Origin of the sequence: Hydrogenophaga taeniospiralis, assembly GCF_020510445.1 — a bacterium.
GTDB lineage: Bacteria > Pseudomonadota > Gammaproteobacteria > Burkholderiales > Burkholderiaceae_C > Hydrogenophaga.
This window is the reverse complement of the sequence record NZ_JAHBAG010000001.1, coordinates 660,344-684,273: the sequence shown is the minus strand read 5'-3', so window position 1 is coordinate 684,273 and position 23,930 is coordinate 660,344. Positions and strand designations below refer to the sequence as shown.

Annotated in this window: 24 protein-coding genes and 1 pseudogene; 12 read left to right on the top strand and 13 right to left on the bottom strand. The window is 68.9% G+C overall.

The window, feature by feature from the left end; all coding sequences use genetic code 11:
- The first annotated feature begins 88 nt into the window (after positions 1–88).
- On the top strand, positions 89–1,102 hold the full coding sequence (locus KIH07_RS03295) for an alpha/beta hydrolase family esterase (protein WP_226490612.1): 1,014 nt from the start codon (positions 89–91) through the stop codon (positions 1,100–1,102).
- On the opposite strand, the gene KIH07_RS03290 is transcribed toward KIH07_RS03295, so the two are convergent.
- A complete protein-coding gene (locus KIH07_RS03290; protein ID WP_226490611.1) occupies positions 1,089–1,817 on the bottom strand; it encodes a 16S rRNA (uracil(1498)-N(3))-methyltransferase in 729 nt (242 codons plus the stop codon). The genes KIH07_RS03295 and KIH07_RS03290 overlap by 14 nt on opposite strands.
- Before the next feature lie 11 nt (positions 1,818–1,828).
- Positions 1,829–2,932, bottom strand: a complete 1,104-nt coding sequence (locus KIH07_RS03285) for an aminoglycoside phosphotransferase family protein (RefSeq protein ID WP_226490610.1) — start codon at positions 2,930–2,932, stop codon at positions 1,829–1,831.
- Positions 2,933–3,215: 283 nt separating this feature from the next.
- Here KIH07_RS03285 and KIH07_RS03280 point away from each other — a divergent pair, with 283 nt between their 5' ends.
- Genes KIH07_RS03280 through rsmA form a run of 3 tightly spaced genes read left to right on the top strand, consistent with a single transcriptional unit; the run spans position 3,216 to position 7,797 of the window.
- Positions 3,216–5,588 carry an LPS-assembly protein LptD gene (locus KIH07_RS03280; protein ID WP_226490609.1) on the top strand — a complete coding sequence of 791 codons (2,373 nt, stop codon included), beginning with the start codon at positions 3,216–3,218 and terminating at the stop codon, positions 5,586–5,588.
- A 3-nt stretch (positions 5,589–5,591) separates the two neighbouring features.
- Positions 5,592–6,989: a peptidylprolyl isomerase gene (locus KIH07_RS03275; RefSeq protein WP_226490608.1), complete on the top strand. Its 1,398-nt coding sequence runs from the start codon at positions 5,592–5,594 to the stop codon at positions 6,987–6,989.
- A 31-nt stretch (positions 6,990–7,020) separates the two neighbouring features.
- Entirely contained in the window at positions 7,021–7,797 is a 777-nt protein-coding gene (rsmA, locus tag KIH07_RS03270; RefSeq protein WP_226490607.1) for a 16S rRNA (adenine(1518)-N(6)/adenine(1519)-N(6))-dimethyltransferase RsmA, read from the top strand.
- 270 nt (positions 7,798–8,067) lie between these two features.
- Here rsmA and KIH07_RS03265 read toward each other — a convergent pair.
- The 5 genes and pseudogenes from KIH07_RS03265 to bfr form a co-directional block, all read right to left on the bottom strand.
- Positions 8,068–8,463: pseudogene (locus KIH07_RS03265) on the bottom strand (barstar family protein); the annotation flags it as partial.
- A 54-nt stretch (positions 8,464–8,517) separates the two neighbouring features.
- Positions 8,518–8,946 carry a ribonuclease domain-containing protein gene (locus KIH07_RS03260; protein WP_226490606.1) on the bottom strand — a complete coding sequence of 143 codons (429 nt, stop codon included), beginning with the start codon at positions 8,944–8,946 and terminating at the stop codon, positions 8,518–8,520.
- 209 nt (positions 8,947–9,155) lie between these two features.
- On the bottom strand, positions 9,156–11,483 hold the full coding sequence (locus tag KIH07_RS03255) for an NADP-dependent malic enzyme (protein WP_226490605.1): 2,328 nt from the start codon (positions 11,481–11,483) through the stop codon (positions 9,156–9,158).
- 294 nt (positions 11,484–11,777) lie between these two features.
- The gene (locus KIH07_RS03250; RefSeq protein WP_226490604.1) at positions 11,778–12,017 is read right to left on the bottom strand and encodes a bacterioferritin-associated ferredoxin; all 240 of its coding nucleotides are present in this window, start codon (positions 12,015–12,017) and stop codon (positions 11,778–11,780) included.
- Between the two features lie 147 nt (positions 12,018–12,164).
- Positions 12,165–12,641 carry a bacterioferritin gene (gene bfr / locus KIH07_RS03245; RefSeq protein ID WP_226490603.1) on the bottom strand — a complete coding sequence of 159 codons (477 nt, stop codon included), beginning with the start codon at positions 12,639–12,641 and terminating at the stop codon, positions 12,165–12,167.
- A gap of 454 nt (positions 12,642–13,095) precedes the next feature.
- Here bfr and KIH07_RS03240 point away from each other — a divergent pair, with 454 nt between their 5' ends.
- From KIH07_RS03240 to KIH07_RS03205, 8 genes are all read left to right on the top strand, one after another.
- The gene (locus KIH07_RS03240) at positions 13,096–15,330 is read left to right on the top strand and encodes a TonB-dependent hemoglobin/transferrin/lactoferrin family receptor (protein WP_226490602.1); all 2,235 of its coding nucleotides are present in this window, start codon (positions 13,096–13,098) and stop codon (positions 15,328–15,330) included.
- A 65-nt stretch (positions 15,331–15,395) separates the two neighbouring features.
- Positions 15,396–15,701: a hypothetical protein gene (locus KIH07_RS03235; RefSeq protein WP_226490601.1), complete on the top strand. Its 306-nt coding sequence runs from the start codon at positions 15,396–15,398 to the stop codon at positions 15,699–15,701.
- Between the two features lie 41 nt (positions 15,702–15,742).
- On the top strand, positions 15,743–16,825 hold the full coding sequence (locus KIH07_RS03230) for a hemin-degrading factor (RefSeq protein WP_226490600.1): 1,083 nt from the start codon (positions 15,743–15,745) through the stop codon (positions 16,823–16,825).
- A 15-nt stretch (positions 16,826–16,840) separates the two neighbouring features.
- Positions 16,841–17,824 carry a heme/hemin ABC transporter substrate-binding protein gene (locus KIH07_RS03225; RefSeq protein WP_226490599.1) on the top strand — a complete coding sequence of 328 codons (984 nt, stop codon included), beginning with the start codon at positions 16,841–16,843 and terminating at the stop codon, positions 17,822–17,824.
- Positions 17,821–18,324 (top strand): hypothetical protein, encoded by a 504-nt coding sequence (locus KIH07_RS03220; protein ID WP_226490598.1) that lies wholly within the window; start codon positions 17,821–17,823, stop codon positions 18,322–18,324. The genes KIH07_RS03225 and KIH07_RS03220 overlap by 4 nt, the downstream gene beginning before the upstream one ends.
- Positions 18,321–19,427: a FecCD family ABC transporter permease gene (locus KIH07_RS03215; protein WP_413465693.1), complete on the top strand. Its 1,107-nt coding sequence runs from the start codon at positions 18,321–18,323 to the stop codon at positions 19,425–19,427. The genes KIH07_RS03220 and KIH07_RS03215 overlap by 4 nt, the downstream gene beginning before the upstream one ends.
- Complete coding sequence (locus tag KIH07_RS03210; RefSeq protein ID WP_226490597.1) at positions 19,424–20,407, top strand: heme ABC transporter ATP-binding protein; 984 nt, start codon at positions 19,424–19,426, stop codon at positions 20,405–20,407. Before KIH07_RS03215 ends, KIH07_RS03210 begins: the two co-directional genes overlap by 4 nt.
- Positions 20,404–20,874, top strand: a complete 471-nt coding sequence (locus tag KIH07_RS03205; protein WP_226490596.1) for a hypothetical protein — start codon at positions 20,404–20,406, stop codon at positions 20,872–20,874. Before KIH07_RS03210 ends, KIH07_RS03205 begins: the two co-directional genes overlap by 4 nt.
- A gap of 48 nt (positions 20,875–20,922) precedes the next feature.
- Here the strand turns inward: KIH07_RS03205 and KIH07_RS03200 are convergent, their stop codons facing one another.
- The 6 genes from KIH07_RS03200 to KIH07_RS03175 form a co-directional block, all read right to left on the bottom strand.
- Positions 20,923–21,285: a hypothetical protein gene (locus KIH07_RS03200; protein ID WP_226490595.1), complete on the bottom strand. Its 363-nt coding sequence runs from the start codon at positions 21,283–21,285 to the stop codon at positions 20,923–20,925.
- A gap of 192 nt (positions 21,286–21,477) precedes the next feature.
- Positions 21,478–22,014 carry a GNAT family N-acetyltransferase gene (locus tag KIH07_RS03195; RefSeq protein WP_226490594.1) on the bottom strand — a complete coding sequence of 179 codons (537 nt, stop codon included), beginning with the start codon at positions 22,012–22,014 and terminating at the stop codon, positions 21,478–21,480.
- Positions 22,015–22,034: 20 nt separating this feature from the next.
- Positions 22,035–22,517, bottom strand: coding sequence for a hypothetical protein (locus KIH07_RS03190; protein ID WP_226490593.1), 483 nt, complete (start codon positions 22,515–22,517; stop codon positions 22,035–22,037).
- 34 nt (positions 22,518–22,551) lie between these two features.
- The gene (locus tag KIH07_RS03185) at positions 22,552–23,064 is read right to left on the bottom strand and encodes an HXXEE domain-containing protein (protein WP_226490592.1); all 513 of its coding nucleotides are present in this window, start codon (positions 23,062–23,064) and stop codon (positions 22,552–22,554) included.
- 13 nt (positions 23,065–23,077) lie between these two features.
- Positions 23,078–23,308: a hypothetical protein gene (locus KIH07_RS03180; RefSeq protein ID WP_226490591.1), complete on the bottom strand. Its 231-nt coding sequence runs from the start codon at positions 23,306–23,308 to the stop codon at positions 23,078–23,080.
- A 76-nt stretch (positions 23,309–23,384) separates the two neighbouring features.
- Positions 23,385–23,909 carry a DUF1993 family protein gene (locus KIH07_RS03175; RefSeq protein WP_226490590.1) on the bottom strand — a complete coding sequence of 175 codons (525 nt, stop codon included), beginning with the start codon at positions 23,907–23,909 and terminating at the stop codon, positions 23,385–23,387.
- Positions 23,910–23,930 lie beyond the last annotated feature (21 nt).

Below are 23,930 nucleotides of genomic sequence, written 5' to 3'. Positions count from 1 at the left end.
GCCGCCTGGGGTTTCTGCCGCGCGCGGCGCTGGCCGCCGGGCGATTCCTGCGGCAAGATCGCGCCACCACCGTTCGTCGGGAGCGCGCATGACATCCACAAAAACCTGGGCACTGGCCCTTTCGCTGCTAATCCTGGGGGCCGGGCTGGTGCCACCGCCGGCCAGCGCGCAGGAGCGCCCCGAGCGCACGACGCCCCTGCGCGACTGGCTGCAGCAGCGCCAGGACCGGGCGCCGCAGCCGGCCGCGCCGGTGCCGATCACCCGGCCCGGTGAACACCGCTTCAGCCTGCGCCACGGTGGCCTGACGCGCGAGTACCGCGTGCACGTGCCGGTGCGCTACGACCCGGCCACGCCGATACCGATGGTGCTGTCCTTCCATGGGGGCGGCGGCAACATGGACATCCAGGCCGACGACCGTTATTACGGGCTGGTCTCGCACGCCGAGCAGGCCGGTTACGTGGTGGTGTTTCCCAACGGCACCAGCCGCCTGCGCTCGGGCAAGCTCGCCACCTGGAACGCCGGCCTGTGCTGCGGCCAGGCGCGCGACCGGCAGATCGATGACGTGGGTTTCGTGCGCGCCGTGGTGGCCGATCTGCGCCAGCGCCTGAACATCGACCCGGGGCGCATCTTTGCCCAGGGCATGTCCAACGGCGGCATGCTCTCGTACCGGCTGGCCTGCGAGATGGCCGGCACCTTCAAGGCCATCGCCTCCGTGGCCGGCACCGATGGCACGCCGGCCTGTGCGCCCTCGGTGCCCGTGTCGGTGTTGCACATCCACGCGCTGGACGACGACCGCGTGCTCTTCAACGGCGGTTCGGGCAGCGCCTCGGACACCCACGCGGACTTCGTGTCGGTGCCCGACACGGTGGCGAAATGGGCCCGGCTCAACGGCTGCGAGGCCGCGCCACGGCGTGTGCTGGAGGTGCCGGGCGCGTGGTGCGAAACCCGCTCGCCCTGCCGGGGCGGCGCCGAGGTGAAGCTGTGCGTGACCGAGACCGGCGGCCATGCCTGGCCCGGCGGGCGCAAGGTGCGCGGCGAGCAGCCGGGCACCAGCGCGATTTCGGCCAATGCGCTGATCTGGGACTTCTTCAGCCGGCGTTGAGCGCCAGCACCAGCGCCGCCAGCGCCGCGGTTTCGGCGCGCAGCACGCGCGGCCCGAGGGTGACCGGCACGAAACCGGCCGCGCGCGCCTGCGCGTCTTCGCTGGCCGACAGACCGCCTTCGGGGCCGCTGAGGAACAACACCCCGGCGCCGGCGGGGGCATCGCCCAGCACCTCGGTCAGGGGGCGGGTGCCGGGCGCGAGCGAGAGCACGCAGCGCAGCGCGGCCCCGCCGGCCGAGGCCGGCAGCCAGGTCGACAGATCGGCCACCGGCAGCACGGCGGGCACGCGGTTGCCGCCGCACTGCTCGCAGGCCGCGACCGCCACCGACTGCCAGTGCGCCTGTTTTTTGGTGGCGCGCTCGCCGGCCAGGCGCAGCACGCTGTGCGCGGTGTGCAGGGGCTGCACGCTGTGCACGCCCAGCTCGGCGGCTTTTTCCACCAGCCAGTCCATGCGGTCGTTGGCGGGCATGCCCAGCGCCAGCTGCACCGGCCGCGCGGGCTCGCGTTCGGTGGCCTGCTGGCTGTCGATGCGCACGGCCACGTCACTGCGGCCCATGCGGGTGATGGTCGCGGTGTACTCACCGCCTTCGCCGTTGAACAGGGTGATCTCGCCGCCCGGCTGCAGGCGCAGCACCTGCACATGGCGCGCGGCGGTGGCGGGCAGCTCCAGCTCGGCGCCGGGGCGCAGCGGCAGGGGGCAGTGAAAGCGCGGCATCGGGGCGGTGCTCAGACCCGCCCGAAAGCGTAGCCCGAGGCGGCTTGCAGGCCTTCGACCTCGTCGATCAGTCTCAGGAACGGCCCCAGCTCGCGGTAGCGGTGTGCGGTGGCACGGATGTAGCCGATGAAGCGCGGCGCGTCGGCCAGGTATTTGGGCTTGCCGTCGCGCAGCGTGAGGCGCGCGAAGATGCCGGCGACTTTCAGGTGGCGCTGCAGGCCCATCCACTCCACCGCCCGGTAGAAGGCGCCGAAGTCGCTGTGCCAGTCTTCGAAGTCGAGCAGGCCGGCCTTGCGCGCTTTTTCCCAGTAACGCACGGTGATGTCGATCACGAAGTCTTCCTCCCAGCTCAGGAAGGCGTCGCGCATCAGGCTGGCGATGTCGTAGGTGACGGGACCGTACACCGCGTCCTGGAAGTCGAGCACGCCCAGTTGCTGCGCGGTAGACCGGTTTGCCGCCGGACCACCCACCCCGGGGATCATCAGATTGCGTGGCATGAAGTCGCGGTGCACATAGACCTGGGGGGCGGCCAGGTTGTGCGCCACGATGCTGTCGAAGGTCTTCTGCAGCGTTTGCGCCATCGCGCCTTCGGGCGTGATGCCTTTGTGCTGCTGGAGGTACCAGTCGGGGAACAGCTGCAGTTCGCGCTTGAGCAGGGCCTCGTCGTAGGGGGGCAGCACGCCGGGGCGCGAGGCGAGCTGCCAGGCCAGCAAGGTGTCGAGCGCCTGCAGGTAGCGCGCGTGGTTGGCGGCGGGGTTCTGCGGCTCGATCTGCTCCATCATGGTCTGTTGCCCCAGATCGGACAGCAGCATGAAGCCCTGGGGCTCGTCCCAGGCCAGAATGTCGGGCACCAGCAGGCCGGCCTCGTGCATGAGCTGGGCCACCTGCACGAAGGGGCGGCAGTTCTCGCGCTCGGGCGGCGCGTCCATGACGATGCGGCTGTCGCCGGCCACGGTGTCGATGCGCAGGTAGCGGCGAAAGCTCGCATCGGCCGAGGCCGGGCGCAGGGTGTCGGGCCGAAGCCCTTGTGCGGTCACCAGGGTTTGCAGCCAGTGGCTGAAAGCGGTCTCACGCTGGGGATCGGCCCACAGGACGGCGTCGGGTTTCGGGGGCATGGAGATGGGCCGGTTCGGGGCGCTGGCGCCGGGTTTACCCAGGGGGTGGGCATAGGATAATCGCCGTTGATTCTACAAATCCACCGCCGGTGGGCACCAGCGCTGCGTGCAGCCGGTGTCGCCTGATACCATGCGCAGGGCCATGCGCACGCATGGTCTTCAGAGTCGGCCGCCTTTGCCTGAAACCGCCTTGAAACCAGACACTCCACACCCTCAGTCTCGCCCCCGGACGATTCGACCTTCGATCGGTGCGGGCCCTGTTCCCACTCCGCTGGCGCAGGCCGTGCACGGGGTGCTGGCCGTGCTGGCGCTGGGTGCCGGGTATCTGCCTGCGCAGGCGCTGGCGCAGGTCGACGCCGGAACTCCCACGGAAAACACCGAGTTGCGTCTGAAACAGGGCACTCGGCTGCGCGAAGTCCTGCCCGAGGACGCGCGCCGCCAGCTGCCCACTTTCGTCTCGGGCGACCAGATCGAGAGCCAGACCGACGCCGTGACCGTGATCGAAGGCTCGGCCGTGCTGCGGCGGCACGACACGGTGATCAAGGCCGACCGGCTGGAGTACGACCAGCGCAGCGGCGACGCGCGCGGGACCGGCAATGTGCTCATCAACCGGCACGGCGACCGTTTCGTCGGGCCCGACGTGCAGCTCAACGTGAACACCGACAAGGGCTATTTCACCGAGCCCGAGTTCACCCTGTTGCGCAACGAGGGGCTGGGCGACGCGAACCGGATCGACTTCGTGTCCAAGGACACCACGGTGGCGCACAACGCGCGCTATTCCACCTGCCCGCGGACGCCGGGCGAGCGCTGGATGCCCGACTGGCTGGTCCGCGCCACGCGCATCGAACTCGACAACGTGGAAGAGGTGGGCTATGCCAGCGGTGGCGTGCTCGAATTCAAGGGCGTGCCCATCATGGCCGCGCCCTACTTCAGTTTTCCGCTGTCGGACAAGCGCAAGACAGGCGTGTTGCCACCGTCGATCAATTTCGACAGCCAGAGCGGCATCGAGCTCATGGTGCCGTACTACCTGAACCTGGCACCGAACTACGACGTCACGCTGTATCCCTCGGTCATGAGCAAGCGGGGCGTCGATCTGGCGGGCGAGGCCCGCTATCTCGCCCCGACCTTCAACAGCCGGCTGCGCGCTGCCTACATGCCCTCGGACAAGCTGCGCGACCAGGACCGGTGGGCCTACTCGCTGGCGCACTCCCAGCGCCTGGGCGATTCCCTGGGCGCCTGGGGTCCGATCGGCCTGCGCCTGAACCTCAACCGGGTCAGCGACGACAACTACTGGAGCGATTTCCCGCGTTCGAGCACGATCCGGTTGACCACCAGCCGTTTGCTGCACAGCGACGCCGTGCTGGGATGGGGACACGGTCCGTGGTCGGCGAGTGTGGGCGCCTACAAATGGCAGACCCTGCAGAATGCCGGTTCGCCCATCACACCGCCTTACGACCGCTTGCCGGCGGTGGGGGTGAATTACAGCAAGATCAACCAGAGCCTGCTCGGTTCCGATGGCTGGGATTTCACCGTGCAAACCAACTTCACCCGCTTCCAGCGCTCGGTGGCCGTGGCCAGTGGCACGGTGAAGGCGGGTGGCGATCGTGCGCTGGCCATCACCGAACTCACGCACCGTTGGGAAGCACCCGGCTGGTTCGTGCAGCCGCGGGCCCGCCTGAACACGGCCCAGTACCAGTTTGACGGCTCGAACGGCGTCGGCAACACCCTGTCGCGGGCTGTGCCCACGGCCAGCCTGGACAGCGGCCTGGTGTTCGAGAAGCCCTCCAGTTTCTGGGGGCGGGAGTACGTCCAGACCCTGGAGCCCCGCGCGTTCTTCACCTGGACACCCTTTCGCGACCAGAGCGGTCTGCCCAACTTCGATTCGGCCAGCCGCGACTTCAGTCTGGCGTCCATGTACACCGAGAACGTGTTCAGCGGCAACGACCGCATCAGCGACACCCGTGCGGTCACGCTGGGGGTCAGCTCGCGCCTGATCAACCCCGACAACGGTGCCGAGGTGGTGCGCCTGGGCGTGGCCCAGCGTTATCTGCTGGAAGACCAGAACGTGACCCTGCCGGGCGGGAAACCCGTCACCGAGCGCCTGAGCAACATCCTGCTGTCGGGCCGGGTGCAGTGGGACCCCCTGTGGTCCTTCGACTCGACCCTGCAGTACAACCCCAAGAGCCGGGAGTCGGTTCGCACCACCGTGGGCGGGCGCTACACGCCGGGCCCCTACCGGGTGCTGAGCGCGGCCTACCGCATCCAGCGCGGCGTCAGCGAGCAGATCGACCTCGGATGGCAATGGCCGCTTTCCGCGCTCTGGGGTGACGCGCCCGCGCGGGTGCCCGGCCATGCCCTTGGGCCGGGTCAGTGGTACAGCGTGGGCCGCATGAACTACAGCATGCCCGACCGCAAGATCGTCGATCTGATCGCGGGGTTCGAATACGACGCGGGCTGCTGGCTGGGGCGCATCGTGCTCACGCGCCTGCAGCAGACCACGACCAAGGCCAACCAGAGTATCCTGTTCCAGCTGGAGTTCTCCGGCTTCTCGAAGGTCGGGGCCAGTTCCCTGCAGACCCTGCAGGCGAACGTGCCGAAGTACCAATACCTGCGCGAAGAGATCAGTCCTCCCAGCCGTTTCCAGAACTATGACTGATCTATGACCGATCGCGACACCTTGTATCCGGCTCCCGTGGTGGCTTTGCGCGCGCTGGCGGGGGTTTCTCTGGGCCTGGCGCTGCTGTTGCCGCCGTCGCTTCAGGCCCAGTCGCTGCGCCTGTCCAACCAGGTCAAACCATCGCTGGGGGTTGTCCGGTCGGGTGTGACCTTGACGGCCGACTTCATCGTCGCCCTGGTCAATTCCGAGCCGGTGACCAACAACGAGGTGCGCCAGCGTCTGCTGCGTGTGGAGCAGCAGTACGCCCAGCGGGGGGGTGCCTTGCCGCCGCGCGAAACGCTCGCACGCCAGGTGCTGGAGCAGCTCGTGACCGAGCGCGCTCAGCTGCAGCGGGCCGCCGAACTCGGCATCCGTGTGGACGAGGCCGCCCTGGCGCAGGCCGAGATGACCATCGCGGCGCAGAACCAGCTGGAGCTGGAGGAGTTCCGCCGCCGCGTTGCTGCCGATGGCATGGACATCAACCGCTTTCGCAACGAGCTGCGCAGCCAGCTTCTGCTGCAGCGGCTGCAGGAGCGCGAAGTCGAAGCCCGCGTGACGGTGACCGAGGCCGACATCGACGACTTCCTGCGCGAACAGAACAGCGGCGACCTCGGCAAGCTGGAGTTGAACCTCGCCCATGTGTTGATCCTGGTCCCTGAGGGCACCAGCCCCGCCCGGGTGAACGAGCTGCAGGCGCGCGCACAGATGGTGGCCGACCGCGCCCGCGCCGGCGGCGATTTCGCGGCCCTGGCGCGGGAGTTTTCCGGCGCGGCCGAACGCGTCAACGGTGGGGAATTCGGTTGGCGCACGGCCGATCGCCTGCCCTCGCTGTTTGTCGATGCCACGCGGGCCCTGCCCGCGGGCGGTATCGCGGGCCCCTTGCGCAGTGCCGCCGGTTTCCACGTGCTCAAGGTGCTTGAAAAGCGCCAGGCCGGACCGTCCGATGTGAGCCTGATCCAGACCCGCTCGCGCCACATTCTGCTGCGCCCCAGCGCCCAGCTCAGCCAGGCCGATGCCGTGGCGCGGCTCAACCAGTACCGCGAGCAGATTGCCAGCGGTAAAGCCACGTTCGAGGACCTGGCGAAGGAGCACAGCCAGGATGGCTCGGCGCGGTCGGGGGGTGACCTGGGCTGGGTGAGCCCGGGCCAATTCGTGCCGGAATTCGAGCAGGCCATGAACGGCCTGCGCCCGGGAGAGATGTCGCAGCCGCTGGTGTCGCGGTTCGGCGTGCACCTGATCCGCGTGGAAGAACGCCGCGAAGCCGCCTTGAGCCAACGCGACCAGCGCGAGATGGCGCGCGGCCTCGTGCGCGAGAAAAAGGCCCGCGAGGCCTTGCAAAGCTGGATCCAGGACGTGCGCGGACAGGCCTTCGTCGAATACCGCGAAGCGCCCCGGCTTTGAGCCGGTCTGCCGCGACGGCTGGGCCAAGGGCATGAAGCACATCGCTCGCAAGCGGTTCGGTCAGCATTTCCTGACCGACCGCGCCATCATCGAAGCCATCGTCGAGGCGATCGCGCCCCAGCGGGGCGATGCCATGGTCGAGATCGGACCGGGGCTGGCGGCGTTGACGCAACCGCTGGTGGAGCGCCTGGGCCACCTGACCGTGATCGAACTCGACCGTGATCTGGCCGCGCGCCTGCGTGACCACGGCCAACTCGACGTGATCGAGTCGGACGTGTTGAAGGTGGATTTCACGGCGCTGGCGCATGCACCCGCCGAGGCCCCGGGCATGGCGCGTCGGCTCCGGGTGGTCGGCAACCTGCCCTACAACATCTCCACGCCCATCCTATTCCACCTGCTGGACCATGTCGGTGTGGTGCAGGACCAGCATTTCATGTTGCAGAAGGAAGTCATCGACCGCATGGTGGCGCGACCGGCCACGTCCGACTACAGCCGCCTGTCGGTCATGCTGCAGTGGCGGTACACCATGGACAACGTGCTGTTCGTGCCCCCCGCGAGCTTCGATCCGCCCCCGCGTGTGGACAGCGCCATCGTGCGCATGGTTCCGCTGGCCGAGCCGCCAGCCATCGACCTCAAACTCTACGGTGACCTGGTGCAGACGGCGTTCAGCCAGCGCCGCAAGATCCTGCGCAACACGCTCGGCAAGTGGCTGGAAGCCCGCAACTTCGCCGGCCAGTTCGACCTGCAGCGCCGCGCCGAAGAAGTGCCGGTGGCCGAATACGTCGCACTGGCCCAAGCCGTGCAGTAGAAAACACACACGCATGAAAAAGCCGCTGCGGATGCAGCGGCTTTTTTATTCAAGGGCACCGCGGAACCGGCTTTGCCGGGCCGCAGGTGCCGCCCCCTTAGGCGCGGCGCGGGGGGCGTCCAGTCAAGCTGCGGCCAACCAGTACCCGGCGTTGAACGGGCTGCTCATGCGCAGCGCCATCGGGCTCACGTCCAGCAGCTTGTCGGTGGGCATGGGCTCATCGGTCTCCACTTCGATCGGCTCTTCACCTTTTGGGGTGCGGGCCACCGAGAAGGAGTAGAAGCAGCGGAACGGGATCTTGCGATCGCTCCAGTAGTCGGCCGCGTCACGGAAGATGTCGAGCAGTTGCTCGCGCGCTTCCTTGTCGAACTTCGCGTGCGCCGGGATGTGTTCCAGCACCACGATGAAACCCGTCTGCGGTCCGGACTTGTGGACCATGTCGGTCATGCAGTCGTAGAGCGCGTCGAAGTTCTTGCCGAAATGCGAGGGCAAGGTGTATTGCGCCGCGATCAATTCCAGCACATCCTGCTTGCTCTGGGCTTTGGCCAGGTTGGCGTACAGGAAGTGGTGCCCCAAATGCTCGGCCGCGGCCTGCAGGTCTTTCACGCCGTAGGCGCGAATCGACTGAACGATATTGGGTCGTACGTTACGAAGTGGCGTGTCCATCTCCGCGTCTCTTTCTATGGTCAAAGTTGATAATCCAAACTCTTCATCGCCGGGTCACTGCACGATCAGCCTGAAGCTGCTGTAGTGATCCTCGGTGTAATAACACGCATCGGGCGCCCTGGGCCGCTGTCCACCACACACGATTCGCCGGGCGCCTCTGTGGCTCAGACCGGGGGTGGGCACGGTGTACTCTCGGTAATAGCCACGCTGCTGCGCTGGTAACAACCGTTCGCGGTTGCCAAACACGGTGCCGTCTTTCTCGTAACGGAAAGGGCCGCCCCGTTGAATCTGCGCCATCAGCTCCCGGCCTTGTACCGGCAGGCCGCTGTAGGCCACAGAAGCGACCACCGAACCCGGCAGGTCCTGGGGTGTTCGCGCTTGCACCACAAAGGTGCTTGCCGCTGCCACCAAAACCCCTGCCAGCACCACCGAACCCAGGCGGCCGGCGCCCCATCGACCCGTCCGGATCTGTTTCAGATCCATGAATTTCCCTGCTCCTGATGCAATCAACCCGCCTCCGGCACCGGGCAAACAGGCTGCTTTGCCAAGTGCTGTGGGGCGGGTTAACCCTGTGAATCAAGGACGTTAGTGTGCCTCAGGCGGCCTGGAAATGCAAGCGATTGCTGAATAAACAGGCAAGGGCTTCGGTCAAAAATGTGTTGAAGAGTTAGTGCTTGCTTTTCTCTAAAGCATCAGTGCGAAACGTTGGCCTCGGCAACGGTGAGTGCCGTCATGTTCACGATGCGGCGCACCGTGGCGCTGGCCGTGAGCACGTGCACGGGTTTGGCCGCGCCCAGCAGCACCGGGCCGATGGCGATGTTGCCGCCGGCCGCGGTCTTCAGCAGGTTGTAGGCGATGTTGGCGGCGTCGATGTTGGGCAGCACCAACAGGTTGGCGTCGCCCCTCAGGGTGGAGTCCGGCATCATGGTCAGCCGGGCGGTGGCGTCCAGTGCCACGTCGCCGTGCATTTCGCCGTCCACCTCCAGCCAGGGTGCCTGCTCGCGCAGCAGTTCCAGGGTGCGGCGCATCTTGATCGCGGTGGGCTGGTTGCTGGAGCCGAAGTTGGAGTGTGACAACAAAGCGGCCTTGGGCTGCAGGCCAAAGCGCAACATCTCCTCGGCCGCCATCACGGTGATCTCGCACAGCTGTTCGGGCGTCGGATCGTAGTTGACGTGGGTGTCGACCAGGAACACCTGGCGGCCCGGCAGCATCAGCCCGTTCATGCAGGCGTAGATGCGCACGTCCTGGGCGGTGCTGGGGCTGCCGCCCTCGCGCTTGCCGATCACCTGGTCGATGTACTCCAGATGGTTGTGGGTGGAGCCCCAAGTGCCGCAGATCATGCCATCGACCTCGCCCTTGTGCAGCAGCATGGAGCCGATCAGCGTGAGGCGGCGGCGCATCTCGATCTTGGCGAGCTGGGCCGTGACGCCCTTGCGCTCGGTCATGCGGTGGTAGGTCTGCCAGAAGTCGCGGTAGCGGCTGTCCTGCTCGACGTTGACGACGTCGTAGTCCAGGTCTTCCTTCAGGCGCAGGCCGAACTTCTCGATGCGCTGCGCGATGATGGCCGGGCGGCCGATCAGCGTGGGCCGGGCCAGGCCTTCGTCCACCACGATCTGGCAGGCGCGCAGCACGCGCTCTTCTTCGCCCTCGGCGTAGGCCACGCGCTTTTTCAGCGCCGTCTTGGCCGCGGCATAGATCGGTTTCATGATCGTGCCCGAGGCCAGCACGAAGCTCTGCAGGCGCTGGCGGTAGGCGTCCATGTCGGTGACCGGGCGCAGGGCCACGCCGCTGTCGGCGGCGGCCTGGGCCACGGCCGGCGCGATCTTCATCATCAGGCGCGGGTCGAACGGCTTGGGGATCAGGTACTCGGGGCCGAACGCCAGCTTTTCGCCCGCGTAGGCGGCGGCCACCACCTCGCTCTGCTCGGCCTGGGCCAGCTCGGCGATCGCGTGCACCGCGGCGATCTCCATCTCATCGGTGATGGTGGAGGCGCCGGCGTCGAGGGCGCCGCGGAAGATGTAGGGGAAACACAGGACGTTGTTGACCTGGTTCGGATAGTCGGAACGACCGGTGGCCATGATGGCGTCGTCGCGCACCGCTTTCACGTCTTCGGGCTGGATCTCGGGGTTGGGGTTGGCCAGGGCGAAGATCAGCGGGTTGGCCGCCATCTTGGCGACCATGTCTTTCTTCAGCACACCGCCGGCCGACAGGCCGAGGAACACGTCGGCGCCTTCGATGGCTTCGGAGAGCGTGCGCTGGCTGGTCTTCTGCGCGAACTGGATCTTGTCCGCGTCCATCAGCTCGGTGCGGCCTTCGTAGACCACGCCGGCCAGGTCGGTGACCCAGATGTTTTCACGCGGAATGCCCAGCTTGACCAGCAGGCCCAGGCAGGCCAGGGCCGCGGCACCCGCGCCGGAGGTCACGAGCTTGATCTTTTTCGGGTCCTTGCCGACGACCTTCAGGCCGTTCAACATGGCCGCGCCGACCACGATGGCGGTGCCGTGCTGGTCGTCGTGGAAAACCGGGATCTTCATGCGCTCGCGCAGCTTGCGCTCCACATAGAAGCAGTCCGGCGCCTTGATGTCTTCCAGGTTGATGCCGCCAAACGTCGGTTCCAGCGAGGCGATGATCTCGACCAGCTTGTCCGGGTCTTTCTCGTTGATCTCGATGTCGAACACGTCGATGCCCGAGAACTTCTTGAACAACACGCCCTTGCCTTCCATCACCGGCTTGGCCGCCAGCGGGCCGATGTCGCCCAGGCCCAGCACCGCCGTGCCGTTGGTGATGACGGCCACCAGGTTGCCGCGGCTGGTGTACTTGAAGGCGTTGACCGGGTCGGCCACGATTTCTTCGCAGGGCGCGGCCACGCCAGGGGAGTAGGCCAGGGCCAGGTCGCGCTGGTTGGTGAGCTGCTTGGTGGCGGCGATCGCGATCTTGCCGGGTGTCGGGAACTCGTGGTACTCGAGAGCGGCGCGGCGCAGCTCGGCGCGTTTGTTGTCCTGGGAGTTGTCGGTGCTCATGGATTTGTCTCCTGGCGGGTTGTTATCTTGCAATGTGGAAGCGAATTGCGCATTCTAAATCCGAGTGCGGGAAAACCCCAGTCCGTAATTGTGCGTAAGGGTCGCGGCTGCCGTGACATTTTCGGCCGGAATCGGCGGCACGGCGGGATTTGTTGCGCGCGCGAGCGCCGTTGGCCGGGGTCTTGCCCGGCGGGGGGTGTGTCTGGGAGAGGAGGGGGGGCGACGGTGTTGGAACCGCGCTGATCAGCACCTGGGCGCTGGTGAGCCCGCCGAGCGGGCCTGCGCGAACGGTGCTCAGGCCGGCAAGAGCTGCACCGCCACGGCGCTGGCCTGTTGGCGGGACTCGTTCATTTGCAGGTGGGCCGCCGGGTGGCCCGGGCGGCACTGGGACCAGACCGAGCGCGCGCAGCTTTCACATTTACCGCACTGCGTGGCCACACCCAGTTCGAGCTGGATGTCGTCAAAGGCCATGCCGGACCGCGCCGCGTGGGCGATGGTCTGGTCACTGACGCGGTGGCAAACGCAAACGATCATGGCAGGTGGTTTCCAGGTTGAAACTTGCCTGCAAATGATAATTGATCGTATTCATTAAAACAAGTACCACTGATCGGCGCAGGGGTATGGTCCGCAGAGGGCCGGGACGGGCCCACCCCGGCGCCGCCGGGGTTCCGGCAAGCCGACTCAGTCGGCCTCGCCCATCTGGCTCTGCAGGTAGTTGGGCAGCCCCACCTTGTCGATGAGGTCGAGCTGGGTTTCGAGGAAGTCGATGTGCTCCTCGGTGTCGTCCAGGATCTTCTGCAGCAGGTCGCGCGAGACGTAGTCGCGCACGCTCTCGCAGTGGGCCATGCCGTCCTTGATGGTGGTCTGGGCGCCGCGCTCCAGCGCCAAGTCGCTCGCCAGCATCTCGGGCACGTTCTCCGCGATGTTGAGCTTGCCCAGGTCCTGCAGGTTGGGCAGGCCGTCGAGCATGAAGATGCGGTCCATCAGCCAGTCGGCGTGCTTCATCTCGCCGATGGACTCCGAATACTCCTTCTTCGCCAGCTTGTCGAAGCCCCAGTGCTTGAGCATGCGGTAGTGCACGAAGTACTGGTTGATGGCGGTCAGCTCGTTCTTGAGCTGGGCCTGCAGATGGCCAATGGCCTGGGGATCACCTTTCATGGCGGGGTCCTTTCTTGTGGTTGGTGGGGTGATGGACAGACGATTGTCTGCGTTCCAGCGCGCATGTGTGGGGGTGTTGAATGTCGCTTGTCAAATGCGAATCATTCTCATATAATGGCCTGAACTTCCCACCCATCCGCCCACGATTCCGTACCCGCTGTCCCGCGACGCAAGAAGCGGTGCAGACCCAGAGACACCCAGGAGCCGGCTTCACCGGGCCCAGGAGTCGCCCCCTTCAGGGAGTGGCGCCAAAGGCGACGCGGGGGTGTTTCGCTTCCTCAGCCAGCCAGCATCCGGCGCCACAGCGCCCCGGTCCATGCCCCGCCAGCGTTGTCCTCAACCCATTGGCCCAGGCATTTTCGTGACCGAACCCTCCCGCTTCCCCGCCGCCCGCCGGCGGCTCTCTTCCCCGCTTCGCCCTGGCTCGGGGTGCGCGTCCCCAGGCCCCGCGTCGGTGCGCTCGGCCCGGGCGTTCACGCCGGTGTTCCTGGCCTGCTGCGCGCTGCTGGCCGGGCCGACGGCCTGGGCCCAAGGCGCGGCCGCGGCCAGCGCCGATGCCCCGCCGCAGGCGCAGCCCGCGGCGCTGTTGCCCGAGGTGGTGGTCAGCGGTTCGCGCAGCGAGCGGGCGATCGAAGAAGTGCCCGCCACCATCGACGTGCTCAGTGGCGAGGCGCTGGACCCGGCCCGGGTGCAGGACATCCGCGACCTGGCGCGTGAGCTGCCCAACGTCAGCGTTCAGCGCTCGGCGCAGCGTTTTGGCGCAGTGGCGCCGGGCGGCACCGGGCGCGAGGGCAACGCGGGCTTCAACATCCGCGGGCTCGAGGGCAACCGCGTGCTGCTCACGGTCGATGGCATCCGGGTGCCGCGCGAGCTCAACAGCGGCGTGTTCGGCTCGGCCGCGTTCGGCCGCGATCATTACGACCTGGGCTTGATCTCGCGCGTGGAGATCCTGCGCGGTGCGAGCTCGGCGCTGTACGGCTCGGACGGCCTGGCCGGCATGGTGGCCATGTTCACCACCGAGCCGAAGGACCTGCTCAAGGACGGCCAGAAGCTCGCCGGCCGTGCCGGTGTCCAGCTCGACAGCGCCGACCACCGCCGGGGCCTGGGGCTGACGCTGGCCGGCCGGGCCAGCGAGACCGTGCAGTGGCTCGGCAGTGTGCAGGCCGGGCGCAGCGAGGCGCTGGACAACCAGGGCGAGAACCAGGCCCTCAACAGCAGCCGCACCGCGCCCAACCCGCAGGACGACCGGAACCACGCCTTGCTCGGCAAGCTGGTGGTCACGCCGGGCGGTGGGCAGCGCCACACCCTGGCGCTGGAGCAGGTGGACAAATCCAGCGCGCTGGAGGGCTACAGCGCGCGCACCACCAGCGACACCGGCACGCTGGACCTGGACGCGCGCACCGACATGCGGCGCACCCGCCTGAGCTGGGACGGGCGTTATCGCGTCGACGGCGCCTGGGCCGACGAACTGCGCGCCACCGTGGGCCACCAGCGGTCCGAGTCGCAGGAGGTCGCGACCGAGCTCAGAACCGCGACCCCCAACACCCGCTCGCGTGACGTCAGCTACACCGAGCGGCTCTGGCAAGGCGTGCTGCAGGCGGAAAAGACGCGCCCGCTGGGCCCCGACTGGAGCCACAAGCTGGTCTACGGCGCCGACGTGTCGGTGGCCACGCTCGGCAACCTCGTCACCGGCACCGCGCCCCCGGTCTATGAAAGCTACCCGCTGCAGCGCTTCCCCACCACACGCGAAACCACCGCCGCGCTGTTTGTGCAGGACGAGTTCGCCAGCGAGCGCTGGAGCCTGATCCCCGCGCTGCGCTACGACCACTTCGCGCTCGACCCCCAGAGCAGCCCGCTCTACCCCCTGCCCGCGGCCTCGCTGTCCGGTTCGGCGCTGTCGCCCAAGCTGGGCGCGATCCTGCGCCCGGCCCCGGGCTGGAGCGTGTTCGCCAACCTGGCCGCCGGCTTCAAGGCGCCCAGCCCGCTGCAGCTCAACAACTATTTCGAGAACCCGCTGGGCAACTACAAGACCCTGCCCAACCCCGAGCTGAAGCCCGAAACCAGCCGCACCCTGGAGCTGGGCACCCGCGCCACCACCGGCGCGCTGGACTGGGAGGCCGCCGTCTTCACCGGGCGCTACAAGGACTTCATCGAAGACCTGGTGCTGGTGGCGGGCAGCGGCGCGCCGGGCGACCCGCTGCAGTTCCAGGCGGTCAACCGCGGCCAGGTCCGCCTGAGCGGCTTCGAGCTCAAGGGCACGCTGGCGCTGGGCCCCGCCACCGATCTGCGGCTCGCCTACGGCCAGACCCGCGGCAAAGACACCGCGCTGGACCGGCCGCTGAACTCGGTCAACCCGGCCAAGCTGGTGCTCGGCCTGCAGCAGCGCCTGGGCGACTGGAAGCTCGGCGCCACGCTGATCCACGTGGCGAAGAAATCGGCCGGCGACATCGCCCAGACGCTCAGCGGCGGGCAGCAGCCATTCGCCACGCCGTCCTACACCACGCTGGACCTGAGCGCGAGCTGGCCGCTGCGCCCGGGCACCCGGCTGAGCGTCGCCCTGCACAACCTGACCAACCGCAAGTACTGGGAGTGGACGAACGTGCGCGGCATCGCCGCCAACTCCCCCGTGCTCGACGCCTACACCGCGCCGGGCCGCGCCCTCTCCGTGGCGATGGTGACGGACTTCTGAGACCAACCCGCGGCCCGGCACGGCGCACCGGCGGGCCCCCTACCTACCAACGATGGGAATGAGTGATGGACACCTGCACCTGTGAAACCTGCGACGAGGAATACACCCTGCCTTCGGTCGAAGCCCTGATGGCCGGCACGCTGGCGCTGCTCACCGGCTACGCGCAGAGCGCGCCGGACTGCCCGCACCGCTCGCTGATGGCGCGCAAGCTGGTGTCCAACCTGTTCTTCCTCTCGGAACACCCCCAGCTCTCGCCCGCCATGCGCACCATGCTGGCCAACCTGCGCACCCGCTGGCAGCTCGACATCGAACAGGTGCCCACGCCACAGCCCGGCGCCCTGTGGCACCCCGCCGCGGCGAGCGTGCAGTGATGCCGCGGCTCGCCCCCGCCACCCCCGCCCAGGAGCCGCACATGAACGCCGAAGACATCCGCACCCGCTTCGAGCAGGCGCGTGCGCGCGGGCTGCGCGCCCGTGAGGCCGCCGAATCGTTGGGCCTGAGCGAAGGCGCGGCGCTGGCCGCGCACGTGGGCGGCCACGGCCACCCGCTGCAGGTGGTGCCCCTGCGTCCCGACTGGCTGGCCCTGCTGCAGTCGCTGGAGCCCTGCGGGCCGCTCATGGCGCTGACCCGCAACGAGAGCGTGGTGCACGAAAAAACCGGCGTCTACCAGAAGCTCTCGGCCTCGGGCCCGGTGGGGCTGGCGCTGGGTGAACAGATCGACCTGCGGCTCTTCTTCCACCAGTGGCACGCCGGCTTCGTGGTCGCCGAAGCGGCCACCGGCAGCGGGCCCGACAGCAGCAGCCTGCAGTTCTACGACCGCCACGGCACGGCGGTGCACAAGGTCTTCGTGCGCGAACAGACCGACCGCGAGGCCTGGGCGCAGGCCATCCACCGCGCCATCGAGCCCGGCCAGAGCCCCCGCTTCGAAGCCCCGGCGCCGCTGCGCGCCCGGCCCATGCAGCCGGCCGTGGACGCGCAGGCCTTCGCCAGCGCCTGGGGCGCCATGACCGACACCCACCAGTTCTTCCCCCTGCTGCGCCAGTTCGGCCTGGAGCGCCTGCACGGCCTGCGGCTGGTGGAGGGGCGCTACACGCACCGGGTGGAAACACCGGCCGTGCGCGAGATGCTGATGGAGGCCGCGTTCGAGGCCACGCCCATCATGGTGTTCGTCTCCAGCCCGGGCTGCATCCAGATCCACACCGGGCCGGTGCGCCGCGTCGAGCCCCTGGAGGTGCACGGCAAGACCTGGCTCAACGTGCTCGACCCCGGCTTCAACCTGCACCTGCGCGAAGACCTGATCGACAGCGCCTGGGTGGTGGAGAAGCCCACCGACGATGGCGCAGTGACCTCGCTCGAAGTGTTCGACGCGCAGGGCGAGCTGATGGCCATGTTCTTTGGCGCGCGCAAGCCCGGCCAGCCCGAGCTGGCGGCCTGGCGCCAGATCCTCTCGCACCTGCAGTGGGTCGAGCCGCCGCACGAGACCGTTACCGCATGAACCCCACCACACCCCATGAAATCCCCGCTGTCCACACCGCCCTTCGGCAACACCTCGCGCAGAAGCGCGCTGCAAAAGCTCTCGGGCGCCGCACTGGCTGGCTCGGCAGTGGCAACCGCTGGGTGGCCCTGGCCGCTGAGGGCTGCGCCTGCGGCTGCACCCCAGCCGCAGACCCCCGGCCCGGGCAGCGCCAGCCCCGGCGCTGAGCCGGCGCGCGCGCCGGGCGTGCGGCTCGTCACCGTGGGTGGCGGCATCACCGAGGTGGTGTACGCGCTGGGCGCGCAGGACCTGCTGGTGGGCACCGACTCGACCAGCCTGTACCCGCCCGCAGCGCAGACCACGCCCAAGGTGGGCTACATGCGCCAGCTCTCGGCCGAAGGCCTGCTCGCGCTGCGGCCCGACGCCCTGATCGCCGGCACCGACGCCGGCCCGCCGGTGGTGCTGGAGCAGCTGCGCGGCGCCGGCGTGACGGTGGAACTGATCGCCGCCGACCACAGCTGGGGCGAGGTCGGCCGCAAGGTCGCCGCCGTGGGCCGCGCCACCGGGCGTGAAGCCGATGCGCGCGCGCTGCAGCAGCGGCTCGACGCGCGCTGGGCCGCCGTCACCGCCCGCGTGCGCCAGACCGCCCGCTCCCCGCAACCCAAGGTGCTGTTCGTGCTCTCGCACACCGGCAGCCCCATGGTCTCGGGGGAACAGACCGCCGCCGACGCGCTGATCCGCTTCATGGGCGCGCGCAACGCGCTCGGCGGCTTCAAGGGCTACCGGCCCATGACGGCCGAGGCCATGGCCCAGGCCGCGCCCGACGTGATCCTGATGACCACGCAGGGGATCGAAGCCATCGGCGGCGAGGCCGCGTTCTGGCAGCGGCCCGAGCTGGCGCTCACCCCCGCCCACCGGCGCCGCGCGCTGCTCCACCTGGACGCGCTGGAACTGCTCGGCTTCGGTCCGCGCCTGCCCGATGTGGTGGAGCGCCTGCACCAGCAGGTGGTGCTGGCATGAACGCCACACCCCACGCCCCACCCACCCGCGTGCGCACGCCCGACCTGGCGCGCGCCGTGGCCGACTACACGCAGGTGCTGGGCTTTGCCTGCCCGCAGCAGATCCCGGGCGTGTGGGCCCTGCTGGAGCTGGGGCCGCTGCGGCTGCAGCTGTGGGCCTGCGGCGCGCGGCCCGGCCGCTGGGAGCGGGCCACGCCCGGCGAGCGCGGTTTTCTGCCCGCGCGCCACCGGCTCACGGTGGAGCACATCCACGCCCTGCACGCCCACCTGCGCCGCGCGGTGCAGCGGCCCTGCCGCAGCGGCATCGCCGGCTGTGAAGCGCCGCACGCGGGGCGGCTCCCCGCCGCCGGGCCGCAGCTGCAGCCCTGGGGCGCCTGGGAATTCGAGCTGACCGACGTCGACGGCAACGTGCTGCACCTGATCGACTGGTCGGTCTGGCGGCCGGGCGCCGCGGCCCCGGCTGCGGCCACGACCCCCAAAGCCGCGGAGGGCGGCACGTGAACCCGGCCGTGGCGCAGCGGCCCGGCGCGCCGCCAGCGCCGGCCTGGCGGGCCTGGCGAGTGCCCGCGCGCCTGCCCGGCCCGGTGCTGCTGGCCGCGCTGGCCCTGTTGCTGCTGGCCACCCTGCTGTTCGCCGCCGGCCAGGGCGCCTACAGCCTGCCGCTGCAAGAGTTGCCGGCGCTGCTGGCCGGCGCGTGGTCGGCCCCGGCCGACGGGCCCAGCGGCGCCCAGATGGTGTTCTTTCACATCCGCCTGCCGCGCCTGGTGCTGGGGCTGGCCGCCGGCGCCGGGCTGGGCCTGGCCGGCGCCCTCATGCAGGGCCTGTTTCGCAACCCCCTGGCCGACCCCGGCCTGATCGGCGTGAGCAGCGGCGCTGCGCTGGCCGCGGGCGTCAGCATCGTGCTCGGCAGCGTGTGGTTGCCCGAGTTGCCGCGCGCGCTGGGCAGCTGGACGCTGGTGCTCATGGCCTTCGGCGGTGGCCTGGGCGTCACGGGGCTGATCTACCTGCTCGCGCGCGGCGAGGGCGGCACGCGTGTGGGCCTGATGCTGCTGGCCGGCATCGCCGTCAACGCGCTGGCCGGCGCCGGCCTGGGCCTGCTGAGCTTCCTGGCCACCGACGAGCAGCTGCGCAGCCTGCAGTTCTGGCTGCTGGGCAGCCTGGGCGGCGCGCGCTGGAGCGCGGTGGCGCTGGTGGCGGGGCTCACGCTGGTGGCCGGCGCGGTGGGCCTGGGGCTGGCGCGCCCGCTCAACGCGCTGGCGCTGGGCGAGGCGCAGGCGGTGCTGCTGGGCGTGTCGGTGCAGCGGGTCCAGCGGACCGCCATCGCCGTGGCCGCGCTGGCCGTGGGCGCCGTCACGGCCACCACCGGCATCATCGGATTCATCGGCCTGGTGGCGCCCCACATGGTGCGCCTGCTGGCCGGGCCCGACCACCGCTGGGTGCTGCCCGGCTCGGCCCTGCTGGGCGCCGTGCTGGTGCTGCTGGCCGACGCCGTGGCGCGCACTGTGGTCGCGCCGGCCGAGCTGCCGCTGGGCGTGCTCACGGCGCTGGTGGGGGTGCCGTTTTTCCTGCTGTTGCTGCGCGGCGCCGCCGGGAGGCGCCTGTGAACGCCCGGCTGTGCGACCCCGAATGGCGCAGCGCCTGGGGCGGCCTGCCCGGCGGCGAACAGCCCCACTGGCTGGACGACGACGAACTGGAGACCACCACCACCACCGCCTGCCGCCCCGAGGCGCGGGCGCCGCACGGGCCGGGCCTGAACGCGCGCGGCCTGAGCGTGCGCGCGGGCGCCAGCCTGCTGCTCGACGGGGTGGACCTGCACCTCGCGGCCGGCGAAGTGGGCGCCATCCTCGGGCCCAACGGGGCCGGCAAATCGACCCTGCTGTCGGTGCTGGCCGGGCTGCGCGCGCCCGACGCGGGCGAAGTCTGGCTCAACGGCAGCGCGCTCACGCCCGCCCGGGTGGCTGGCCTGGCCCGGCAGCGCGCGGTGCTGCCACAGGAAACCGCGGTGGCCTTCGACTTCCGCGTGCGCGAGGTGGTGGCGCTGGGGCGCTACCCGCACCGCTTCGCGCCCTCGCGCCACGAAGCCGGCATCGTGCAGGCGGCCCTGCGCAGCACCGGCGTGGAGGCCCTGGCCGAGCGCTGCATCGGCAGCCTGAGCGGCGGCGAGCGCGCCCGCGTGCAGCTCGCGCGCGTGATGGCGCAGATCTGGGAACCCAGCCCCGACGGGCTCGCGCGCTGGCTGCTGCTCGATGAACCCACCGCCGCGCTGGACCTGCGCCACCAGCACGACACCCTGGGCACCGTGCGGCGCTGGGCGCGGGAGCAAGGCGTGGGCGTGCTCGCCGTGCTGCACGACCTGAACCTCGCCTTGCGCTACGCCGACCAGGCCTGGGTGCTGGACGCGGGCCGCCTGCGCGCGGCCGGCCCGCCGGCCCGGGTGCTGTCGCCCGAACGGGTGCAGCGCGTCTGGCGGGTGCGGGCGGACACCGTGCAGGGCCGCGACGGCGTGGACCAACTGCTCATCGCCGCGGCCAGCGGCCCGCCACCAGAAGAACATGCCCGCCAACCCAGGAAGGAGCCTCCATGACCCATTTCACCCCCGTGGCCGAGCACCCGGCCCGGCTCGACAGCGCCGCCGCGCGCGAGCTGGTGAGCGAACACGGCGCCCTCACCCGGCTGCTCGGCGGCCTGCAGCGCCGCATGGGCGATCTGCTGCGCTCGCACGCCTTGCAGGTGCGGGCGCTCGAAGGCGAGATCCTGCGGCTGCGTGGGCAACTGGTGGTGGCGCGCACCGGTCTGCTGTGGGGGCTGCCGCGCGGGCGGCGCCTGGCCGGCACACTCACCCTGCGGCCCGCCGCCACCACGCGGCCGCCCGCCGGCGCCGCCGCGCCGGCGCTGGCGCCAGACCCCGCGCTGCGCGAAGCCAACGCCGTGATCTGCCAGACCGGCTGCGTGGGCCACGCCCACCCCTGGCTGGAGCTGGACGGCCAGTGCCGCCGCACCGGCCAGGCCTGCGAACTGCGCAGCGAATCGCCCGAAGAGCCGGGCCGCTGAGGCCATCTGCGCGGGCGGGCCAGCGCGGTCGCCAACAACAACGGCGAGCTACAGGCCCCAGGCGAAACGACCGGCGATGGACTTCCCGTCGATGTGCAGAACCCCGGCATCGTTTCTGACGGCGAGAGAAAAGTCCTTGGGCAGCTTCGGATCCCCTGGATTCGTGAAGCGGAGCAACAGGACCTTTTGCCCGGTGTCGAAGGTCTCGATCCGGAGATGGCGCATGGGGATCTCCACGGCCCGATCACCGCCGGGCGCGGCAAAGCTCAGACCGGCCACGGTTGGCTGGCTGTCGTCCCCAACGGTGAAATCCAGCAGGTAGCCTTGCGCTTCGAACGAAACGGCGCTGGTGGCGAACGCGCTGCCGAACGCCCCCAGGACGAAAGCGGCTGCAATGAGGCTGGATCGCATGGCGCTGGGCACCTTGATCACAGATGCCGCGTTTCCGCCGGCGCGTTCCACCAACTGTTGTTGCGCCCGTCGGCGTATTTCACCGGGGCCTCGCCACAGGGGCAGCTGTCTGTGTAGGTCTTGAGCATGGGTGGGGACTCCTGGGTGAACAACGGCACGCCATCTTGCCGTGGAGTTGCTGACAATGCGGTGTCAGCAACGAGGTGTTACTTGAGAAACCTCGTGCGACCCCTGCGCGCCCACTGGCTTGTGCATGTAGCGCACCCACCCGATGCGGCCTTGCTCCCGTTGGCCCGCGTCGGCAAACCCCGCTCGGGTGTACGCCTTGATGCCACGCGCGTTTTCTTCGTCGACCGCCAGCGCCAGCGTGTGGCACGCGGGCCAGTGCTGCCGCAACCACGGCGACAAGGCAACGAGCGCCTGGCTCCCCACGCCGCCGCCTTGCTGGCGCCGGTCCACCCGCATGGCGCTCACCACGGCCCACCCGGGCGCCGCCCACGCGGGCGCCTTGTCCCCGCGCTTGAGAACGACGAAGCCGACCCCTTCGCCGGACCGCAATATCGCCAGACCGGCCATGTTTTCGTCCTCGGTCTCGCCGAGGCTCGAAATGGCCCGCTCAATGGTGCCCGCGTACTCGGTCTGGACGGGATCGATCTGCAGGCCAAGCACCTGACGCCGCAGCGCGTCGCTCAGTGACCACCAGGAATGCAGTTGGACGTTTGATGACATGGGAGAAGCTTGTTTTCGGGTCAGATCCACGAGGCCTCGCGCATCGTTTGCGAGGCGGTGATCGAATGTAATTCCACTGTCGTGATCCCCCTCATAGAAGGCGAACCCCGCGAATACCAGGGGCGGTTCTTCTGCCCCCGCTGCGGCTCGTACTCGAACGTCATCGTGAAATTTTCGCCTTCCCGGAATAGATACCCGAGGACGTTGTCAGTGGTTGGCCCCCAGTTCGGAAACGCAAAATCCGCCCAGCCCTCTCCAGAGGCGGCAAGCCTTCTGTGCGTTTCGTCCAAGGCCATCCCCGTGAATGGCGTTGAAAGGTTTGGTTCTGACAGGAGCCAGTTGAGCGTGCGCCGCACATCGGCTCGGAATTGCGGAGTGAACGCAATGTTGTCGTCACAGGTCAGCCACCGATCTCCGGCCCAAAGGTCAACTCGCCTAAGCTGCGGGCAACCTTCGCTGCACTCGCCCACCTCTGCGGCGAAGCGGCTCTTCTTGCCAATCAAGGTCATATTGCATAGAGGACACGAGGTCCTCTCGTCAGGGTGCACTCCGGGCATCGGGCCGCCTGCTGGACAGCAACCAACGGCCGGCGGCGAACAAAACAGGAATGAATGCCACCATGAGCAGCGCGGTCACAGGCGCCACCCACACCATGGTGCCCCAGGTGACGAAGTCTTGAGCCAAGGCTTGCTGAAGAAACAGGCCACCGAGCGGCAGATTGAAAAGAAGTGCGGTTCCGGTCCCAGGTACATAGCGCCTCAGCGCGACGGTGCCAAGCGCATGGGGAACAAAGACGTTTGCGACCATGGCGAAGACATAACCCGTGAATAGATGGGCCCAGATGCTTTGTGACCCAGCCGATAGCGCCGCGGCTGCGAGTGCGACCAACACCAGAGACAGCACGGTAACGGCGAAGACGAACTCGCGGGTGCTGACGGGTGCGTGCCAGCGGCCTGCCGATGCTGACCAAGCCGGCAGGTACAAGGCTTCCTCGGTGTTGTGCGCAATGACACCCAGGGTGAAGAGCCAAGCCAGTACGTCGAGCGACATGTCATCGGGCCACTTACGAGCGGGCCCGCATGACGAGCGCGACGACCAGCCACCACAGCAGCGACCATAGGGCCACGAAGCAGAGCCAGCCCAGCAGGCTCGGACTGGCCCAGCCGCCCGACTCAGCGGGGGAGAAAACGGGGATGCCCAGGGCAGAGAGCGGCCAGAGCGGCAGGTAGAGCGTGCCGGCGATGGCCGGAGCCAGCGCCGCGGGCAGTGCGTCGCCAGCCGCAATCAGTGCCACATGGAGCAGGACGAGAACGAAAACCGCGATCCACCGCATGGGTTGTGCTCTTTCTGACGAGGCTGGGCCGAGCGGGTCAGGGCTCCCTCGGGTACGAGTGATAACCGTCAAAGTCTTCTTTCCCCAGCGGCACACCTCGGCTGCGAAGGATCGCATAGGCGGCGGTCACGTGAAAGAAGAAGTTGGGCAGGGCGTACTGGAACAGGAACTCGGTGGCCGGTAAGCGAACGAGTGCTTCACCGGCCTGGCTTTCCAGCATGCGTGTCTCGGCGCCGGCAAACTGCGGCGACTGCAACGAGCGCAAGAGTGACGCAGCGTGTTCCGCTCTGTCGCGCAGGCCGGCCGCCGTTTCGGGAAAGTCGCCGTATGGCGGGATGGCTTCACCGGCGAGCGGGAAGGTTGCGCGCAAGGTGAAGTTCGTTGCAGTGACAACCTGCCGCTCAAAGGGCAGCATGTCCGGCGCCATCTTGGCCGACAGCAGTTCCGAGATGCTGAGTTCGTTCTCCCGTGCGAAGCGCTCGGCCACCTCGACGAAGCCCGTCAAGCGGCTGAGGTAGTGCAGGAACACGGGAACAGATGCTTCGTACAGCGAGAGGTGCATTTGGGGACTTTCGCAGCGACA

Coding starts and splice junctions, on each gene's coding strand:
- KIH07_RS03295 (WP_226490612.1), top strand. CDS start 89: ATGACATCCACAAAAACCTGGGCACTGGCCCTTTCGCTGCTAATCCTG.
- KIH07_RS03290 (WP_226490611.1), bottom strand. CDS start 1,817: ATGCCGCGCTTTCACTGCCCCCTGCCGCTGCGCCCCGGCGCCGAGCTG.
- KIH07_RS03285 (WP_226490610.1), bottom strand. CDS start 2,932: ATGCCCCCGAAACCCGACGCCGTCCTGTGGGCCGATCCCCAGCGTGAG.
- KIH07_RS03275 (WP_226490608.1), top strand. CDS start 5,592: ATGACCGATCGCGACACCTTGTATCCGGCTCCCGTGGTGGCTTTGCGC.
- rsmA (WP_226490607.1), top strand. CDS start 7,021: ATGAAGCACATCGCTCGCAAGCGGTTCGGTCAGCATTTCCTGACCGAC.
- KIH07_RS03260 (WP_226490606.1), bottom strand. CDS start 8,946: ATGGATCTGAAACAGATCCGGACGGGTCGATGGGGCGCCGGCCGCCTG.
- KIH07_RS03255 (WP_226490605.1), bottom strand. CDS start 11,483: ATGAGCACCGACAACTCCCAGGACAACAAACGCGCCGAGCTGCGCCGC.
- KIH07_RS03250 (WP_226490604.1), bottom strand. CDS start 12,017: ATGATCGTTTGCGTTTGCCACCGCGTCAGTGACCAGACCATCGCCCAC.
- bfr (WP_226490603.1), bottom strand. CDS start 12,641: ATGAAAGGTGATCCCCAGGCCATTGGCCATCTGCAGGCCCAGCTCAAG.
- KIH07_RS03235 (WP_226490601.1), top strand. CDS start 15,396: ATGGACACCTGCACCTGTGAAACCTGCGACGAGGAATACACCCTGCCT.
- KIH07_RS03230 (WP_226490600.1), top strand. CDS start 15,743: ATGAACGCCGAAGACATCCGCACCCGCTTCGAGCAGGCGCGTGCGCGC.
- KIH07_RS03225 (WP_226490599.1), top strand. CDS start 16,841: ATGAAATCCCCGCTGTCCACACCGCCCTTCGGCAACACCTCGCGCAGA.
- KIH07_RS03220 (WP_226490598.1), top strand. CDS start 17,821: ATGAACGCCACACCCCACGCCCCACCCACCCGCGTGCGCACGCCCGAC.
- KIH07_RS03205 (WP_226490596.1), top strand. CDS start 20,404: ATGACCCATTTCACCCCCGTGGCCGAGCACCCGGCCCGGCTCGACAGC.
- KIH07_RS03200 (WP_226490595.1), bottom strand. CDS start 21,285: ATGCGATCCAGCCTCATTGCAGCCGCTTTCGTCCTGGGGGCGTTCGGC.
- KIH07_RS03195 (WP_226490594.1), bottom strand. CDS start 22,014: ATGTCATCAAACGTCCAACTGCATTCCTGGTGGTCACTGAGCGACGCG.
- KIH07_RS03185 (WP_226490592.1), bottom strand. CDS start 23,064: ATGTCGCTCGACGTACTGGCTTGGCTCTTCACCCTGGGTGTCATTGCG.
- KIH07_RS03175 (WP_226490590.1), bottom strand. CDS start 23,909: ATGCACCTCTCGCTGTACGAAGCATCTGTTCCCGTGTTCCTGCACTAC.